Raw genomic sequence first — 16,205 nt, 5'->3', positions numbered from 1 at the left:
GGTTGTCAATAATGGAAAGAAGAGTGCCAATTACGGTTGAAGAAGCTGTTCGTAAAGTAATGGGATTTGCTAATGAGGGATTAAAGGAGTTACTACCTATTGAATTAGCTTACGGGCGTATATTAGCAGAGGATTTAGTAGCTGACCATGATGTACCTTCATTCAATCGTTCACCGTATGACGGATTTGCTATTAGAGCAGAAGATACGAATGTAGCAAGTTATGAAACGCCAATTGTGTTTGAAGTAGTTGGTGAAATTGGTGCGGGATCAATATTCCATGAGAAAGTAGGTCCGTTTCAAGCAGTTCGAATTATGACGGGAGCGCAAATTCCGAATGGGTGTGATGCGGTGGTTATGTTAGAGCTGACTCGTCAATATGAGAAAGCTGGCAACAATTATATGGAAGTGAAGCGATCATTCAAAACGGGCAACAATATTTCTTTTCAGGGTGAAGATGCTCGTAAAGGAACGGTTCTTGCAAAAAAAGGATCATACATTCATCCAGGTATTTCAGCTCTTCTTGCTACGTTCGGTTATAGTGAGGTGCCAGTGGCGAGAAAGCCTGTAATTGGATTGTTAGCGACTGGTAGTGAATTACTGGATGTAAATGATTCACTACAGCCAGGGAAAATCCGAAATAGTAATACGTATATGATATTGTCTCAAATTCGAAGAGCGGGCGGAAGAGTGAAATATTTTGGGAAGTTTAGTGATGATTTTCATACATGTTTTACAGCTGTAAAAGAAGCGTTAAGTCAAGTAGATATGCTCATTACAACAGGCGGTGTATCAGTAGGGGATTACGATTATTTACCCGCTATATATGAAAAATTAGGTGCCTCTGTTCTTTTCAATAAAGTTGCAATGCGACCAGGAAGTGTTACGACTGTAGCGCAATTAAGTGGCAAGTTATTATTTGGTTTATCAGGAAATCCATCTGCTTGTTACGTAGGATTTGAATTGTTTGTAAGACCTTGTATTCGGACGTATATGTTTAGTGAAAAAGCACATGTAAAAAGAGAAAAAGCGTTATTAGGAGAAGATTTTTTAAAACCAAATCCATTTACAAGATTTGTGCGAGCAAAACTGGCATATAACGAAGGACAGTTAATCGCTTATCCGTCAGGGTTTGATAAATCTAGCTCGGTTTCTTCTCTAGCAGAGACAAATATATTTATTGTACTTCCAGGTGGTACGAGAGGTTATAAAAAAGATATGTTCGTAGATGTTCTCTTGCTGGAAGATAACGAAGGAAGTGAATGGCCTTGGGCATTTTATAAAGTGAGAGGTGTTTCTAATGGGCCAAGCGCTATTTGAGATTGTAGATCTACCGATTTTAGTTGAAGAAGTAACGAATAAAGTCGCAAGAAGGGAAGCAGGTGCAATTACAACTTTTATTGGTACGGTGAGAGAGTTAACAAAAGGAAAACGAACGCTACATTTAGAGTATGAAGCATATAAACCGATGGCAGTAAAACAACTTATGAGAATTGGTGAAGAAATCAATGAAAAGTGGCCGGACGCAAAAGTAGCAATTACGCACCGAGTAGGGCGGCTAGAAATCATGGATATCGCGGTCGTTATTGCAGTTTCGTCACCGCATCGTAAAGTAGCGTATGAAGCGAATGAATACGCGATTGAACGTATAAAACGAATCGTCCCAATTTGGAAAAAAGAATTCTGGGAAGATGGAACGATGTGGATTGGAGATCAACTTGAAAATACGGCATATCCAGAAGGAAAACCAAAGAAGGAAGAATGAGAAGATGATTACAATTTTATTGTTCGCAAATTTGTGTGAGGATGTCGGGTCGGACCGACTAGTAATTTTAGAAAAACAAGAAATGACAGTGCAGCAAGTAAAAGAATGGCTCAAAGTAAGCTATTGTTTACAATCACTTGATAGAGTAATGGTGGCTGTTAATGAAGAGTTTGTAACGAATGAAGAGATGATACACGCTGGAGATATAGTCGCATTCATTCCGCCCGTTAGCGGGGGATAATAAGCTATTTCGCTAAGAAGATGTTATATATAAATTCGAATACGAGAAGGGATGAGTTCTATGATTACTCAAGAACAAATAATGAACGCGTTAAAACATGTAGAGGATCCAGAGTTACACAAAGGTATTGTAGAATTAAATATGGTTAGAAATATACAAATGAATGGAACAGAGGTTAAACTTGAAGTAGTATTAACGATTCAAGGTTGTCCATTAAAGGCAAAAATTCAACAAGACGTGGAAGAGTCTCTGCAGGCGATTGGTGCATCTAAAGTAGATTTGACATTTGGTTCCATGACACAAGAAGAACGAGCTGCGCTAACAGAGAAGTTAAAGAAAAATACGAGAACAGAAACTGGTATGCCGAGCATGCTTCGCCTTGATTCAGGGGTACGATTTATTACTGTAACGAGCGGTAAAGGTGGAGTTGGAAAATCAACAGTGACAATTAATCTTGCAACTGCTTTAGCTCGTATGGGCAAAAAAGTGGGGATATTAGACGCAGATATATATGGTTTTAGCATTCCAGCTATGATGGAAACGAATCAAAAACCGACGATGATTGATCAAACAGCAATTCCAGTCGTTAGTCACGGTGTGAAAATCATGTCGATGGGATTTTTTACGGAAGGAAATAACCCAGTTATGTGGCGCGGGCCAATGTTAAATAAATGGATTCAAAATTTCCTTGCGAATACGCACTGGGGAGAATTAGATTATTTACTTCTTGATTTACCACCTGGTACAGGAGATGTTGCTATTGATGTTGCAGCAATGATCCCGCAGGCGAAAGAAATTATCGTTACAACACCACACAATGTAGCTTCATTTGTAGCATCTAGAGTAGGTGTTATGGCGAAACATACGAAACACGAGATTTTAGGGATTGTAGAAAATATGGCTTATTATGAAGAACAAGATGGAACAAAAAATTATCTCTTCGGAAAAGGTGGCGGCGAAATGCTTGCAGAACAATTGCAAACAGAAGTGATTGCGCAAATACCTTTTGCAAAACGAGAAGAAAATAACGGTTCATCTGTATATGATGAAGACTCTCTTGTAGGAGAAGTGTTTGCAGCGTTAGCGGAGGATATTATTTATAAAGAATAGAGGAGGAATTTTTTATGGCGTGTAATATCGATCATTCTATGGAAGATGTAATGAATAAGCTTGAAAGTCAGAAGAGTTTTTTACCGGAAGGGATTTTTACAGGATTGAAGGGATTTTTGCAACGTAATCATCCACAGGAAATATTAAACGATATCTTTCACCTTTTAAAGAAGTATGACTTAGTGGGTGAAGAAGAACGAGAGACGCGAAACACACAATTATTGCTGATTATAAAATAAATATTTTTTGGCTTTGTTTTTTCAGGAGGGGTAAATGTAATGGATATGAAAAAGATGATTGAAATGGTAGAAGTAACTCAAGTGACTGACGAAGAATTATCGATTTCTACTTTACATCAAAAGCTTGTGAAGTTGTATAGTCAAAAAGATAGTGCAGAGTATACGGAGCTATTAAAATATATTTTATCATTATCCGTGCAGCTAAAATTACATCTCGTATTGAAATATTTTGGTGTGCGACCAGTTGTTGCCACCGATGAGCGTATGCAATTTCAAGAGATATTTAAATGCCTAGCTAAGAAAGATGATAATGGCGAATGGTTTCTAAATTTCGTTTCTTTATATGTAGGGCTAATTGTAGTTCTTCATTTTGATGAAAAAGAGATTGAGAGAAGTTTTTTCGATGAAATGGTAGTGGGTGAAGGGAATGAAATATAAGATTCTGCTCATAACATCCTTCTTTTTAATAGCTATAATTGGCCTTTTGATTGGCTATGTAAATATGAAGGTAACTCATTAATAAAAAGTGTTCTTCAGTTGTTTCCATCGTTTTTTCATGTTACCATTAAGCGAATTTTTCATAGGGAGAGAAAGCGATGAAATGGATTTATTTTATTATTATCAACGTTATAGCTTTTAGCCTTATGGGGCTTGATAAACGAAAAGCGAAGAAAAAACAGTGGAGAACACCAGAAAGTACGTTGTTTTTATCAGCGGCAGCTGGGGGAGCAGTTGGTGCTTGGATCGGTATGTACATGTTTCACCATAAAACACATAAAAAGAAATTTGTTTTCGGTATACCGTTACTTGTCGTTATAACAGTATGTTTACTTTTTGCTGTATGAGAAATGTCGAAAGAATTGCAGATTGATTATTGGTAAAGTGAGCATGTGTGACCGTATAATGGAGAAAAATGAGAAGAGGAGAAAAAGGAAGATGGGGAGTCAATCAGCACAGCAAAAAAAAGGGATTATATATGCGGCTGGTGCTTATACGATGTGGGGAATTCTACCAATCTATTGGAAATGGGTTGAGGAAGTTCCAGCAGATGAAATATTAGCACACCGCATCGTTTGGGCGTTCGTTTTTATGTTACTTGTATTAGGTGTTACGAAGAGATTTAGTCCGTTTATTGGGGAGTTCGTGAATCTTTTTAAACGACCTAAATTATTAATGTCATTAACAATAGCTTCAGTCTTGATTAGCGGAAACTGGTTTGTTTACATATGGGCCGTTAATCATAATCATGTCATTGAAGCAAGTCTTGGCTATTATATTAATCCGCTTATTAGCATTTTACTTGGTACAGTCGTTTTAAAGGAAAAGTTAAACTTTTGGCAATATGTTGCAGTTGGTTTAGCTGGAGTAGGGGTTATCATTTTAACAGTACGTTTCGGGTCTATTCCGTGGGTTTCTTTATCACTTGCCTTTTCATTTGGATTATACGGATTAACGAAAAAATTGTTAAACTATGATGCAACAATTGGGCTTACGATGGAAACGATGTTAGTGACGCCGTTTGCGATTATTTATCTCGTTATGACTGGAGCACATGGCTTCGGTTCATTTGGATCTATTTCCATGTTATCGACGTTACTATTAATAGGAGCAGGCATTGTTACAGCTTTACCACTTTTTTATTTTGCAAAAGGAGCACAACTTATTCCGCTTTATATGGTAGGATTTTTACAATATATTGCACCAACGATTAGTTTAATTTTAGGTGTATTCGTATTTGGTGAACATTTCACATCTACTCATATGATTGCATTTTTCTGTATATGGGTTGCATTATTTGTATTCTCGGTAGCGAAAACAAAGTTTTTAGTACAGAAACAACCGAAATTTATAAAAAATAAATCAGCAAAAGTATCATAATGCGTAGTATTTTCTGCGCATTTTTCTTTATACTGATACTATATAGATTTCCATTATAGTCAGTAGGGAGCTGAGAACGTGGAAACAATTTTACATAATGATCCGCTTATGGCCGCTGTAATTTCATGGTTTCTAGCACAATTAACGAAAGTAGTCTTTAAATTATTCAAAACGGGTGAATTTGATTTTGCAAAGTTTTTCGCTTCAGGTGGGATGCCGAGTTCTCATGCTTCAACTGTTACAGCACTTGCGACAGGTGTTGGCGTTGTGGAAGGTGTGGAAAGTACCGTATTTGCTGTTGCTGCTATTTTTGCAATCATTGTTATGTATGATGCTTCAGGAGTAAGGCTCGCAGTAAGTAAACAGGCGAAAATATTGAATGAGTTTTTTCACGGTAGACAAACAGAATATAAGAAGTTAAATGAACTTGTCGGGCATACGCCGTATGAAGTAGTAGCTGGTGCTTTATTAGGGATAATTGTCGGGGTAGGATATTGTTTATGAGCAGAGCATCGTATATGTTCTGCTTTTCTTTGTTTTCATACATATTCAGTTACTTTTTTGAATATCGTTATACGGATTTCGAAAGGGTGGGTGAGTAATTTGTTATTATATGAAAAAGTGCATGAAGAAATAGCCAGAAGAACAACTGCACTTCAAACGATGCAAAGGCAAGATGGTACGTGGCGGTTTTGTTTTGAAGGAGCGCCATTAACCGATTGTCATATGATTTTTTTATTAAAATTATTAGGTAGAGATAAAGAGATAGAACCGTTTGTAAAAAGATTAGCATCACTCCAAACGAATGAAGGAACATGGAAATTGTATGAAGATGAAGTAGGGGGTAATTTATCTGCTACAATTCAATCTTATGTTGCTTTACTTGCATCAGAAAAATATACAAAAGAAGATGCGAATATGAAGCGAGCGGAGATGTTTATAAATGAGCGTGGCGGGGTAGCGCGTGCTCATTTTATGACGAAGTTTTTATTAGCAATTCACGGAGAATATGAATATCCTCCATTCTTTCATTTACCAACACCAATCATGTTTCTACAGAATGATTCTCCTCTCAGTATATTTGAACTCAGTAGCTCAGCACGTATCCATTTAATTCCGATAATGCTGTGTTTAAATAAAAGATTTCGAGTAGGGAAAAAATTATTGCCAAATTTAAATCACATTGCGGGCGGGGGCGGAGAATGGTTTCGGGAGGATCGGTCTCTCCTATTTCAAACATTATTAAGTGATGTGAAGAAAATTATAACTTATCCACTTTCGTTACATCATAAAGGATATGAGGAAGTCGAACGTTTTATGAAAGAGCGTATTGATGAAAATGGAACGTTATATAGTTACGCAACCGCCTCGTTTTATATGATTTATGCTTTACTCGCGTTAGGGCATTCTCTTCAATCATCAATGATTCAAAAGGCTATAACCGGGATAACATCTTATATATGGAAGATGGAAAGAGGGAATCATTTGCAAAACTCGCCTTCAACTGTATGGGATACGGCTTTACTCAGCCATGCGTTACAAGAGGCCCATGTTTCGAAAGATAATAAGATGATTCAATATGCAACAACATATGTATTAAAAAAACAACATACAAAAAAAGCTGATTGGAGCGTACATGCTCCGGCGCTTACTCCGGGCGGTTGGGGTTTTTCAGATGTGAATACGACAATTCCAGATGTTGATGATACAACAGCTGTGCTAAGAGCGTTAGCAAGAAATAGAGGAAACGAAAAGGTAGATTATGCTTGGAGGAAAGGGATCAATTGGGTTAAAGGATTACAAAATAATGATGGTGGCTGGGGAGCTTTTGAAAAAGGTGTGACGAGCAATTTATTAGCGAATTTACCGATTGAAAATGCAAGCGATATGATTACAGACCCTTCTACACCGGATATTACAGGGAGAGTGTTAGAGTTTTTTGGGACATATGCGCAAAATGAATTGCCAGAGAAACAAACACAAAGTGCGATAAATTGGTTAATGAATGTACAAGAGGAAAATGGATCATGGTATGGGAAATGGGGAATTTGTTATATATATGGTACGTGGGCTGTTATGACAGGTTTACGGTCACTTGGAATTCCATCTAGCAATCCATCATTGAAACGAGCGGCTTTATGGCTTGAACATATACAGCATGAAGATGGTGGCTGGGGAGAATCTTGCCAAAGTAGTGTGGAGAAAAGGTTTGTTACTTTACCATTTAGTACACCATCCCAAACAGCATGGGCGTTAGATGCTCTCATTTCTTACTCTGATAAAGAAACACCAACTATTCGAAAAGGTATTTCATATTTGCTTGCGAATCCTAATGATAATGAACACTATCCTACCGGAACAGGTTTACCAGGTGGGTTTTACATTCATTATCATAGCTATGCCCATATATATCCGCTACTTACTTTGGCACATTATATAAAAAAATATAGAAAATAAACCGAGAGATAATTCTCGGTTTATTTTGTTGGGTAGTAGGTCCCTGTTGAAAAGAATAAGGTTGTGCTTTCCTTATTTTTCTGTTGACTGGCGTTTTTGACGTGCATCAGCGGCATTTGCACGTGCATTTGCTTCTAAGTCATTGTGGTCAGCGAGTTCACGAGAGAACTCAACATCAATGCCATCAGCAGCTTTGTTTTGCTTGGAATTTTCTTTGTTCATTCGACACAGTCTCCTTGTGTTTATGCGACGTTGCAAAGTTAGTTTGACACAAATAGACTTTTTTATACAAAGAGGAATTGGGAAGCAAAGAGCCGAAATATACAGTATAAGTAATAGAAATGGGGGATAGGGATGGAGTTTTTAAATGGGAAAACAGCTGTTGTAACAGGGGCTGCACAGGGAATTGGAAGAGAGATTGCAAGGGTTTATGCAAAACTAGGGGCGAAAGTATTAATTAGCGATGTGAATGAAGAGAAGCTACAAAAAACGACACGTGAATTATCAGATGAAGGATATGAAGTGAAGCAGTATCGTTGTGATGTGAGTAATCAAAATGATGCGAAGTCCTTAATTGAATACGCTGTCCAAACATTTGGTACACTGCACATTTTAGTAAATAATGCAGGAATTACGCGAGATGCTATGTTACATAAAATGGAGAAACCAGAATGGGAACAAGTACTGCAAGTAAATTTAACAGGTGTTTTTTATTGTATGCAACCAGCGCTTCTTTATATGAGACAACAAGGGTATGGACGTATTATTAATATATCTTCAATTAGTAGAGAAGGAAACATAGGTCAAGCAAATTATGCGGCTACAAAGGCAGGAGTTATAGGTTTAACGAAAACAGCAGCGAAAGAAGTTGGAAGTTTTGGTATTACGTGTAATGCGATTTGTCCAGGGTTTATGGATACAGATATGACAAAAACGATACCAGATAAAGTGAAAGAAAAGATGGTTAGTGCGATTCCAGTTGGTAGAATTGGAACGCCAGAAGATATTGCGAACGCAGCAGCCTTTTTAGCATCAGAATACGCTTCCTATATTACAGGAGAAGTATTAAATGTGAGCGGGGGACTGCAAGTTTAAGGGAATACATAATGAAAAGAACCTGACCGGATAGGCCAGGTTCTTTTTCGTTAGTTTAAGTTGAGCCAAACGCTCTTTACTTCTGTATAGTTATTTAATGCGTAAGATCCCATTTCACGACCAAGACCGGATTGTTTAAATCCACCGAATGGAGATGCTGCATCAAAGACGTTATAACAGTTTACCCATACTGTACCAGCGCGCACTTTACTTGCAACATAGTGTGCTGTTTTAACATTTTCTGTCCACACACCAGCCGCTAAGCCGAATTGTGATTTATTTGCACGTTCAATTACTTCATCAATATCATTAAAAGGTATTGCAGAAATAACTGGACCGAAAATTTCTTCTTTTGCGATCGTCATTTCGTCATTTACGTCAGCGAATACTGTAGGAGAAACGAAGTAGCCTTGATCGAACGGATTACTTCCTCCGCAAAGCACTTCAGCACCTTCTTCAATCCCTTTTTCGATGTAGCCCATTACACGTTTTTGTTGTTCTTCAGAAACGAGAGGACCGATTGTAGTTTCTGGACTTAGACCAGCGCCTTGATTTAATTTTTTAGAATAAAGGACGAGATCAGCCATGACATTATCATACATTTTCTTTGGAACAAATAAGCGTGATCCAGCAGAGCATACTTGTCCTTGGTTAAACATAACACCAGAAAGTGCACCAGGAATCGCGCGAGATAAGTCGGCGTCTGGTAAAATAATGTTCGGTGATTTACCGCCAAGCTCTAAAGTAACACGTTTCAATGATTCAGATGCTTGTCGCATAATTTGTTTACCGACTGGAGTAGAACCAGTAAATGCAATTTTATCAACGAGTGGATGATTAACAAGAGCTTGTCCAGCTGATTCACCGAATCCAGGAACGATATTAATAACACCTTTCGGGAATCCAGCTTCTTCAATTAATTCAGCTAAGTATAGAGCGGATAGTGGGGTTTGTTCTGCAGGTTTTAAAACGATTGTACATCCTGTAGCAAGCGCTGCCCCCATTTTCCACATTGCCATAAGAAGTGGGAAGTTCCAAGGAATAATTTGACCGACGACACCAACAGCTTCATGGCGTGTATAGTTAAAGTAATTACCAGAAACAGGGATTGTTTGACCAACGATTTTCGTCGCCCAGCCAGCATAATAGCGCATATGCTCAATTGCAAGTGGTATGTCTGCTGCCATTGTTTCACGGATTGGCTTTCCGTTATCTAACGTTTCAAGTTGTGCAAGCTCTTCTTTATGTTCTTCCATTAAATCAGCTAATTTGTACATAAGACGGCTTCGCTCAGCAGTGCTCATGCGAGACCAAGGACCTTCATCAAAGGCCATGCGAGCTGCAACGACAGCTTTATGAATATCTTCGCGACCAGCTTCAGAAACGACGGCAAGTGTTTCGCCGGTTGCTGGGTTAGGTGTTTTAAATGTTTTACCGGAAGCGCTTTCAATGAAAGATCCATTCACATATAACTTTTTTGTACCTTGAAGAAACTTTTCTACCTTTTCATGAAGATTTACAGCTAGTTGACTCATTGTATAACCCCCTTGAAAGTATAATGTAAACGCAGTACGAGACGGCGTTTATTCCGAAGTCAAGGATGTGGAAACTAGATGGAAAGCCTCTAATATAAATCATAATTAACAAATGCTGAAAATTCAAATTTCATTTGTGTTACAATTGTAAAAAATATGTAATGTAAGAGAATCTTCTATATGATTATAAAAAATCCTGCTTGTATTTGCTTTCTAGTAGGAAAAACTAGAAGAACAATGGTACAATAATACATCGTGAGAGGAGGGAGAAAATGAAGGATTATCATGATGATCGACGCTTTCGAATCGCCCATAGAGAAGCGTTAATTGGTCTTGGACTTGCTATTATCAATTTTATAATATGGTACGGATTTGCTTATGGGCTTGGTAGTAAAAATCCAAGTGAATATACATATGTATTCGGTTTTCCAGCATGGTTTTTTTATAGCTGTATCGTTGGATTTATCGTTATGGTTATTTTACTTAGTTTAGTTGTTCGTTTTGTATTTCAAGATATTTCACTCGATGAGGAAGAAAAAAGTGAGGAATAATAGATGAATTGGTATGTAATCATTCCAATGATAATTTCGTTTATCGTTGTATTTTTAATTGGTGTATATGCTTCAAGACGCGTGCAAGCAACTGCTAATAATGAATTTTTGCAAGAATATTTTCTTGGTGGGCGTGAGCTTGGCGGTTTATTATTAGCAATGACAATGATCGCTACGTACGGTAGTGCAAGTAGTTTTATTGGTGGTCCTGGTATTGCATACAATATGGGGCTTGGATGGGTATTACTATCTGCGATTCAAGTTGTAACAGGGTACATAGTTTTAACGGTTATCGGTAAAAAGTTTGCAATTATCGCTAGGAAGATGGAAGCCATTACTCTTATCGATTATTTAAAGGGAAGATACAATAATAAAGCAGTTGTTATACTTTCTGCGTTATGTATAATTATCTTCTTATTTTCAGCAACAGTAGCTCAGTGGGTTGGCGGTGGACGATTAATTGAATCGCTAACGGGTTTATCTTATACAACAGCACTATTTTTATTTACTTTTTCTGTACTTGTGTACGTATTAATTGGTGGATTTCGTGCAGTTGCTTTATCAGATACGTTATTAGGAATTATTATGTTAGTAGGAACGACAATCATTTTAATTGCTACTGTCATTGCTGGTGGTGGAATTGAAAAGATTATGCAGGAACTTATTCAAATCAATCCGAATTTAATTACACCATTCGGAGCGGATGGTAGTTTAACGAAATCATATGTGACATCATTTTGGATTTTAATTGGAATTGGTGTTGTTGGTTTACCGCAAATTAGCGTGCGTGCCATGTCTTATAAAAATTCAAAAGCAATGCATCAAGCGTTAATAATTGGAACGATTGTTGTAGGTACAATTATGATTGGTATGCATTTAACGGGTGTGTTTGCACGAGTTGTACTTCCAGGTATAACGGTACCGGATAAAGTAATGCCGCTACTCGCGATGGAAGTGTTGCCACCTTGGTTAGCTGGAGTTTTCTTAGCTGCACCAATGGCAGCAATTATGTCTACAGTAAACTCGTTATTGTTACTTGTAAGTTCATCAATTATTAAAGATATATACGTAAATTACATAAATAAAGATGCAGCGGATAGTACGATCAGAAAAGGAAGTTTGTGGATTACTGGTATCGTAGGACTGCTCGTTTATGCAGCAGCAATTAAACCACCAGATTTTTTAATATGGTTAAATTTATTTTCTTTCGGTGGATTAGAAGCAGCATTCATTTGGCCAATCGTATTAGGGCTATATTGGAGAAAAGGAAATGCAACAGGAGCGCTTGCTTCTATTTTAGTTGGGGTAGGTTCATATATGTGCATTCATCTTTTCTATCCAAATCCGTTCGGTATACATACAGTTGTCTTCCCGATTTGTTTAGCGTTTATCGCTTACATCATAGGAAGTATGAGTGCTGTGAAGAAAAATAGTATAGGTTAGATGAAGAACGTAGTCCTTTTAGGGCTACGTTTTTTCGTATAAATTTGTTCTTTTTTATTCTGTATACCTATTGCTATTCATAAATTAATAACAATTGAGGGGATGGAGTTGAGGTCGATGAAAAAAGTGTTATTTTTGGGAGACCCAGGAATTGATGACTCTTTAGCAATTATGTATGGATTGTTGCATCCTGATATTGATATTGTCGGTGTTGTAACTGGGTACGGGAATGTCACGCAAGAAAAGGCAACGAGTAATGCGGCGTATTTATTGCAAATGGCGGGACGGGAAGATATACCTGTTATAAATGGTGCGAAAATTCCTTTATCCGGTGATTTTGTGACGTTTTATCCGGAGATTCATGGTGCAGATGGCTTAGGACCTATTAAGCCCCCAAAAGCTTTTTCACCGAATATAAAACCTTTTTGTGCATTTTTTGATATTCTTGAAAAGTATAAAGGAGAATTAATTATTGTTGATGCTGGTAGGTCAACGACACTAGCGACAGCATTTATTTTAGAAAAGCCGATGATGAAGTATGTGAAAGAATATTATATAATGGGTGGTGCTTTTTTAATGCCTGGCAATGTGACACCAGTCGCAGAGGCGAATTTTCATGGTGATCCGATTGCATCACAATTAGTTATGCAAAATGCCAGGAATGTGACATTAGTGCCACTTAACGTAACATCTGAAGCAATTATTACGCCAGAAATGGTGAAACATATTACGAAACACTCTAAAACGAATTTTAATAAATTAATTGAACCGATATTTACGTATTATTATAAAGCGTATAAAAAGTTAAACCCAAAAATAACAGGTAGCCCAGTACACGACGTTGTTACAATGATGGTTGCGGCGAATCCGTCTATTTTGGATTATGTATACCGTCGTGTCGATGTAGATACAGTAGGGATTGCAAAGGGAGAAAGTATTGCTGATTTCCGTCCACAACCTGATGCGAAATCCTTAAAGAATTGGGTGCGAATCGGTTGGTCATTACATTATAAAAAATTTCTCGAAGACTTCGTGAAAATTATGACGTAGACATAATAGGAGAATACAAGTTAAAATAATGGAGATGATTACTAAAATAATCATCTCCATTATTTTGTTTGTAAGAGGTAGATAGAGAAGAGTTATACAATAGGAGAGGAATTTTACTTGAAAAAAACTATAGTATGCGCAGTGATTGTGGGTATTTTCGTTTTGCTAATATCGGGTAATTTTTTAGTGAAAAAAGTGTGGAGTTCAAATAATGAGGATGCACAGTATATCGCATCCTTTATTGAAGAACATAAAGATGAAAAAAATAGTGCGCTTCTAGTAAAGAGAAATGATAAAGTTGTTTATTCTGTAAATCCAAATGTTGTATTGCCGGTTGCTAGTACGATGAAGTTAATTGTGGCGCTTGAATATACGAAACAAGTTACGGAAGGGAAAATTGATCCGTCTAGTTTCGTTTCCATTAATGATATAAATCGTTATTATGTGCCGAATACAGATGGCGGTGCACAAGATAGATGGCAAAGGTACTTACAAAAGACAGACAAGACAACAGAAGGTGCAGTTTCTTTAGAAGAAGTGGCAAAAGGAATGGTTAAGTTTAGTTCGAATGCGAATGCTGAATATTTGATGGAAGTATTAGGATTAGATAATATTAATCGTAACTTACAAAGTTTATCGCTTCCAGCACATCAGCCGCTATTTCCGATTGTTTCATCTTTATACATCCCTGGATATTTGCATAAAGAACTACATGTTCCGAAATATAAAATAGAGAAAAAGTTAAAAGAAATGTCTCAAGAGCAATATCGTGAATATGCGATGATTATTCATGAACGCTTAAAAAAGAAGGGGCCATTATTACAGAAGGAAATACCTCTTTATTTAGAGGAACGTTACGATAAAATTTGGTCAGATCGATTACCAGCAGCTTCTGCAAACGATTATATGGTACTGCTTCAAAAGGCAAATCATAACCTAACAGAAGCTGAAGAAAAAGTGTGGGCGAATATCGTTGAAACAGATATGAGTGCTAAGAAATATCGTAAAACATTTAGACATGCAGGGCAAAAGAATGGTTATACGCCATGGACAGTTACAAAAGCAGTTTATGCGATGGATAAACGTGGGAACTGTACAGAAATAGTGTTCTTAGCAAATAATTTAAATGAGGACGATAGTGCAGAAATACGAAAACATTTAGCAAACTTACATTTCCAAGTGTTGCAAAGTGATAAGTATGATGCGACTTTTATTAAGTAAACTCGGTGCAGAGAGCACCGAGTTTATTTTTATGTACAAGCACTTTTTCACCATCACTGGGTATGATGGGTAGTAATAATTAGGTGAGAGGGGAAAAGGTGATGAAACAGAGTAAAGAAGAGTTTATAAAGACTGAAGGTGCTAATTTCCCTGGGAAAACATACGTAGATTGCGTATTACAACATGTATTTCATTTTCAGCGAAATTACTTATTGAAAGATATGTTTCAAGTGCATAAAGCGCATATTGTGATGCTGACTGAAGAAAATTTAATGAAAAGGGAAGAAACTAAAGTTATATTGCATGCGCTAAAAAAGATAGAGGGAATTCCAAAAGATCAATTACTATATACAGAGCAGCATGAAGATCTCTTTTTTTTAGTGGAACATTTAATTTCTCAAGAAGCGAAATGCGATTTTGTAAGTAATATGCATATTGGTAGAAGTAGAAATGATATGGGTGTAACGATGTATCGCATGAGTTTAAGGCGGTATGTACTCCGATTAATGGAACATCATTTGTTGTTGCAAGAAAGTATACTACAACTTGCTGCCGATCATAAGGAAACGATTATGCCAGCTTATACACATACACAACCAGCACAGCCAACAACATTTGGTCATTATACGTTAGCGATTTATGATACGATGCAGAGAGATTTAGAGCGAATGAAACGAACGTACAACCTGTTAAATCAGTCTCCAATGGGAGCCGCTGCTCTTTCCACAACAAGTTTCCCAATTAAACGAGAAAGAGTTGCCAATTTACTTGGGTTTACAAATGTAATTGAGAACTCATATGATGCTGTTGCTGGAGCGGATTATTTATTAGAAGTTAGCTCGTTACTTATGGTAATTATGACGAATACGAGTAGATGGATTCATGACTTTTTATTATTAGCGACGAAAGAATATGATGGTATTACTGTTGCAAAGCCATATGTACAAATAAGTAGCATTATGCCGCAAAAGCGAAATCCAGTTTCCATTGAACATGCCCGTGCGATTACGAGTAGCGCTTTAGGAGAAGCATTTACAGTATTTCAAATGATTCATAATACACCATTTGGTGATATTGTCGATACAGAAGATGATTTGCAGCCGTATTTATATAAAGGAATTGAAAAGACCATTCGTGTTTTTTGTATTATGAATGCAGTCATTCGAACGATGAAAGTAGAAGAAGAAACGTTGAAAAGTCGTTCTTATAAACATGCAATTACGATAACTGATTTCGCAGATATTTTAACAAAAAATTATGACATTCCATTTCGGCATGCGCATCATGCAGCAAGTGTTATTGCAAATATGTCATTGGAGCAACAAAAGGAGCTACATGAATTACATTTAAAAGATGTAAATATATACTTACAAGAAAAATTTGAAATACATTTATTAGAAAAAGAGTGGGAAGAAATAATATCGCCAGAAGCATTTATTCAAAAAAGAAATGTATACGGTGGACCGAGTAAAAAAGAAATGGAGCGCATGATTAAAAATCGAACAGAGTCATTTCAGAAAGAAGAAGAGGTATTTGAAAAGGAAAAACAGAGAATTTTACAAGCGGAAAATGATTTGAATACGTTAGCTTCGAATATTATTGAATCGTAAAAGAGGGATTT

At 36.9% G+C, this 16,205-nt stretch carries 18 protein-coding genes; 16 read left to right on the top strand and 2 right to left on the bottom strand.

The annotated features are described in order from the left end of the window. Positions 1-11: 11 nt before the first annotated feature. The 10 genes from moeA to F8162_RS05605 all read left to right on the top strand — a co-directional run bounded on the left by moeA (position 12) and on the right by F8162_RS05605 (position 7,689). On the top strand, positions 12-1,319 hold the full coding sequence (gene moeA, locus F8162_RS05650) for a molybdopterin molybdotransferase MoeA (RefSeq protein ID WP_151634251.1): 1,308 nt from the start codon (positions 12-14) through the stop codon (positions 1,317-1,319). Further along, complete coding sequence (gene moaE, locus F8162_RS05645) at positions 1,300-1,764, top strand: molybdopterin synthase catalytic subunit MoaE (RefSeq protein ID WP_151634253.1); 465 nt, start codon at positions 1,300-1,302, stop codon at positions 1,762-1,764. Before moeA ends, moaE begins: the two co-directional genes overlap by 20 nt. A 4-nt stretch (positions 1,765-1,768) precedes the next feature. Beyond that, the gene (moaD, locus tag F8162_RS05640; RefSeq protein WP_151634255.1) at positions 1,769-2,005 is read left to right on the top strand and encodes a molybdopterin converting factor subunit 1; all 237 of its coding nucleotides are present in this window, start codon (positions 1,769-1,771) and stop codon (positions 2,003-2,005) included. A 60-nt stretch (positions 2,006-2,065) separates the two neighbouring features. After that, entirely contained in the window at positions 2,066-3,115 is a 1,050-nt protein-coding gene (locus F8162_RS05635; RefSeq protein ID WP_151634257.1) for a P-loop NTPase, read from the top strand. Positions 3,116-3,129: 14 nt separating this feature from the next. After that, entirely contained in the window at positions 3,130-3,354 is a 225-nt protein-coding gene (locus tag F8162_RS05630) for a group-specific protein (protein WP_151634259.1), read from the top strand. Between the two features lie 39 nt (positions 3,355-3,393). Beyond that, the gene (locus F8162_RS05625) at positions 3,394-3,792 is read left to right on the top strand and encodes a hypothetical protein (RefSeq protein WP_151634261.1); all 399 of its coding nucleotides are present in this window, start codon (positions 3,394-3,396) and stop codon (positions 3,790-3,792) included. A gap of 158 nt (positions 3,793-3,950) precedes the next feature. After that, positions 3,951-4,199, top strand: coding sequence for a DUF1294 domain-containing protein (locus tag F8162_RS05620; protein WP_016086864.1), 249 nt, complete (start codon positions 3,951-3,953; stop codon positions 4,197-4,199). Positions 4,200-4,290: 91 nt separating this feature from the next. Continuing rightward, positions 4,291-5,232: an EamA family transporter RarD gene (gene rarD / locus F8162_RS05615; RefSeq protein ID WP_151634263.1), complete on the top strand. Its 942-nt coding sequence runs from the start codon at positions 4,291-4,293 to the stop codon at positions 5,230-5,232. A 78-nt stretch (positions 5,233-5,310) separates the two neighbouring features. After that, positions 5,311-5,736: a divergent PAP2 family protein gene (locus tag F8162_RS05610; protein WP_151634265.1), complete on the top strand. Its 426-nt coding sequence runs from the start codon at positions 5,311-5,313 to the stop codon at positions 5,734-5,736. A gap of 99 nt (positions 5,737-5,835) precedes the next feature. Beyond that, positions 5,836-7,689, top strand: a complete 1,854-nt coding sequence (locus tag F8162_RS05605; protein WP_151634267.1) for a prenyltransferase/squalene oxidase repeat-containing protein — start codon at positions 5,836-5,838, stop codon at positions 7,687-7,689. 72 nt (positions 7,690-7,761) lie between these two features. Here F8162_RS05605 and F8162_RS05600 read toward each other — a convergent pair whose 3' ends face one another. Next, entirely contained in the window at positions 7,762-7,911 is a 150-nt protein-coding gene (locus tag F8162_RS05600; protein ID WP_151634269.1) for a YfhD family protein, read from the bottom strand. Between the two features lie 132 nt (positions 7,912-8,043). Here F8162_RS05600 and fabG point away from each other — a divergent pair, with 132 nt between their 5' ends. Continuing rightward, the gene (gene fabG, locus F8162_RS05595) at positions 8,044-8,784 is read left to right on the top strand and encodes a 3-oxoacyl-ACP reductase FabG (RefSeq protein WP_151634271.1); all 741 of its coding nucleotides are present in this window, start codon (positions 8,044-8,046) and stop codon (positions 8,782-8,784) included. 50 nt (positions 8,785-8,834) lie between these two features. Here fabG and dhaS read toward each other — a convergent pair whose 3' ends face one another. Next, complete coding sequence (gene dhaS, locus F8162_RS05590; protein ID WP_000080284.1) at positions 8,835-10,319, bottom strand: aldehyde dehydrogenase DhaS; 1,485 nt, start codon at positions 10,317-10,319, stop codon at positions 8,835-8,837. A 272-nt stretch (positions 10,320-10,591) separates the two neighbouring features. Between dhaS and F8162_RS05585 the strand changes: the two genes are divergently transcribed. The 5 genes from F8162_RS05585 to argH all read left to right on the top strand — a co-directional run bounded on the left by F8162_RS05585 (position 10,592) and on the right by argH (position 16,194). Further along, positions 10,592-10,870, top strand: coding sequence for a YhdT family protein (locus F8162_RS05585; RefSeq protein WP_151634273.1), 279 nt, complete (start codon positions 10,592-10,594; stop codon positions 10,868-10,870). 3 nt (positions 10,871-10,873) lie between these two features. Next, on the top strand, positions 10,874-12,313 hold the full coding sequence (gene panF, locus F8162_RS05580) for a sodium/pantothenate symporter (RefSeq protein WP_151634275.1): 1,440 nt from the start codon (positions 10,874-10,876) through the stop codon (positions 12,311-12,313). 117 nt (positions 12,314-12,430) lie between these two features. Further along, positions 12,431-13,363 (top strand): nucleoside hydrolase, encoded by a 933-nt coding sequence (locus F8162_RS05575; RefSeq protein ID WP_151634277.1) that lies wholly within the window; start codon positions 12,431-12,433, stop codon positions 13,361-13,363. Between the two features lie 117 nt (positions 13,364-13,480). Continuing rightward, on the top strand, positions 13,481-14,584 hold the full coding sequence (locus F8162_RS05570; protein ID WP_151634279.1) for a serine hydrolase: 1,104 nt from the start codon (positions 13,481-13,483) through the stop codon (positions 14,582-14,584). Between the two features lie 101 nt (positions 14,585-14,685). After that, entirely contained in the window at positions 14,686-16,194 is a 1,509-nt protein-coding gene (gene argH, locus F8162_RS05565) for an argininosuccinate lyase (RefSeq protein WP_151634281.1), read from the top strand. Positions 16,195-16,205 lie beyond the last annotated feature (11 nt).

This window comes from Bacillus sp. CH140a_4T (assembly GCF_008923725.1).
Lineage (GTDB): Bacteria > Bacillota > Bacilli > Bacillales > Bacillaceae_G > Bacillus_A.
The sequence above is the reverse complement of the archived record's forward strand: the minus strand, read 5'-3'. Positions and strand labels throughout refer to the sequence as shown.

Bases quoted from the DNA above. Each gene is read 5' to 3' on its own strand.
- argH (WP_151634281.1), top strand. From the start codon at position 14,686: ATGAAACAGAGTAAAGAAGAGTTTATAAAGACTGAAGGTGCTAATTTC.
- fabG (WP_151634271.1), top strand. From the start codon at position 8,044: ATGGAGTTTTTAAATGGGAAAACAGCTGTTGTAACAGGGGCTGCACAG.
- rarD (WP_151634263.1), top strand. From the start codon at position 4,291: ATGGGGAGTCAATCAGCACAGCAAAAAAAAGGGATTATATATGCGGCT.
- F8162_RS05620 (WP_016086864.1), top strand. From the start codon at position 3,951: ATGAAATGGATTTATTTTATTATTATCAACGTTATAGCTTTTAGCCTT.
- moaD (WP_151634255.1), top strand. From the start codon at position 1,769: ATGATTACAATTTTATTGTTCGCAAATTTGTGTGAGGATGTCGGGTCG.
- moaE (WP_151634253.1), top strand. From the start codon at position 1,300: ATGGGCCAAGCGCTATTTGAGATTGTAGATCTACCGATTTTAGTTGAA.
- F8162_RS05625 (WP_151634261.1), top strand. From the start codon at position 3,394: ATGGATATGAAAAAGATGATTGAAATGGTAGAAGTAACTCAAGTGACT.
- moeA (WP_151634251.1), top strand. From the start codon at position 12: ATGGAAAGAAGAGTGCCAATTACGGTTGAAGAAGCTGTTCGTAAAGTA.
- panF (WP_151634275.1), top strand. From the start codon at position 10,874: ATGAATTGGTATGTAATCATTCCAATGATAATTTCGTTTATCGTTGTA.
- F8162_RS05600 (WP_151634269.1), bottom strand. From the start codon at position 7,911: ATGAACAAAGAAAATTCCAAGCAAAACAAAGCTGCTGATGGCATTGAT.
- F8162_RS05630 (WP_151634259.1), top strand. From the start codon at position 3,130: ATGGCGTGTAATATCGATCATTCTATGGAAGATGTAATGAATAAGCTT.
- F8162_RS05635 (WP_151634257.1), top strand. From the start codon at position 2,066: ATGATTACTCAAGAACAAATAATGAACGCGTTAAAACATGTAGAGGAT.
- F8162_RS05585 (WP_151634273.1), top strand. From the start codon at position 10,592: ATGAAGGATTATCATGATGATCGACGCTTTCGAATCGCCCATAGAGAA.
- dhaS (WP_000080284.1), bottom strand. From the start codon at position 10,319: ATGAGTCAACTAGCTGTAAATCTTCATGAAAAGGTAGAAAAGTTTCTT.
- F8162_RS05575 (WP_151634277.1), top strand. From the start codon at position 12,431: ATGAAAAAAGTGTTATTTTTGGGAGACCCAGGAATTGATGACTCTTTA.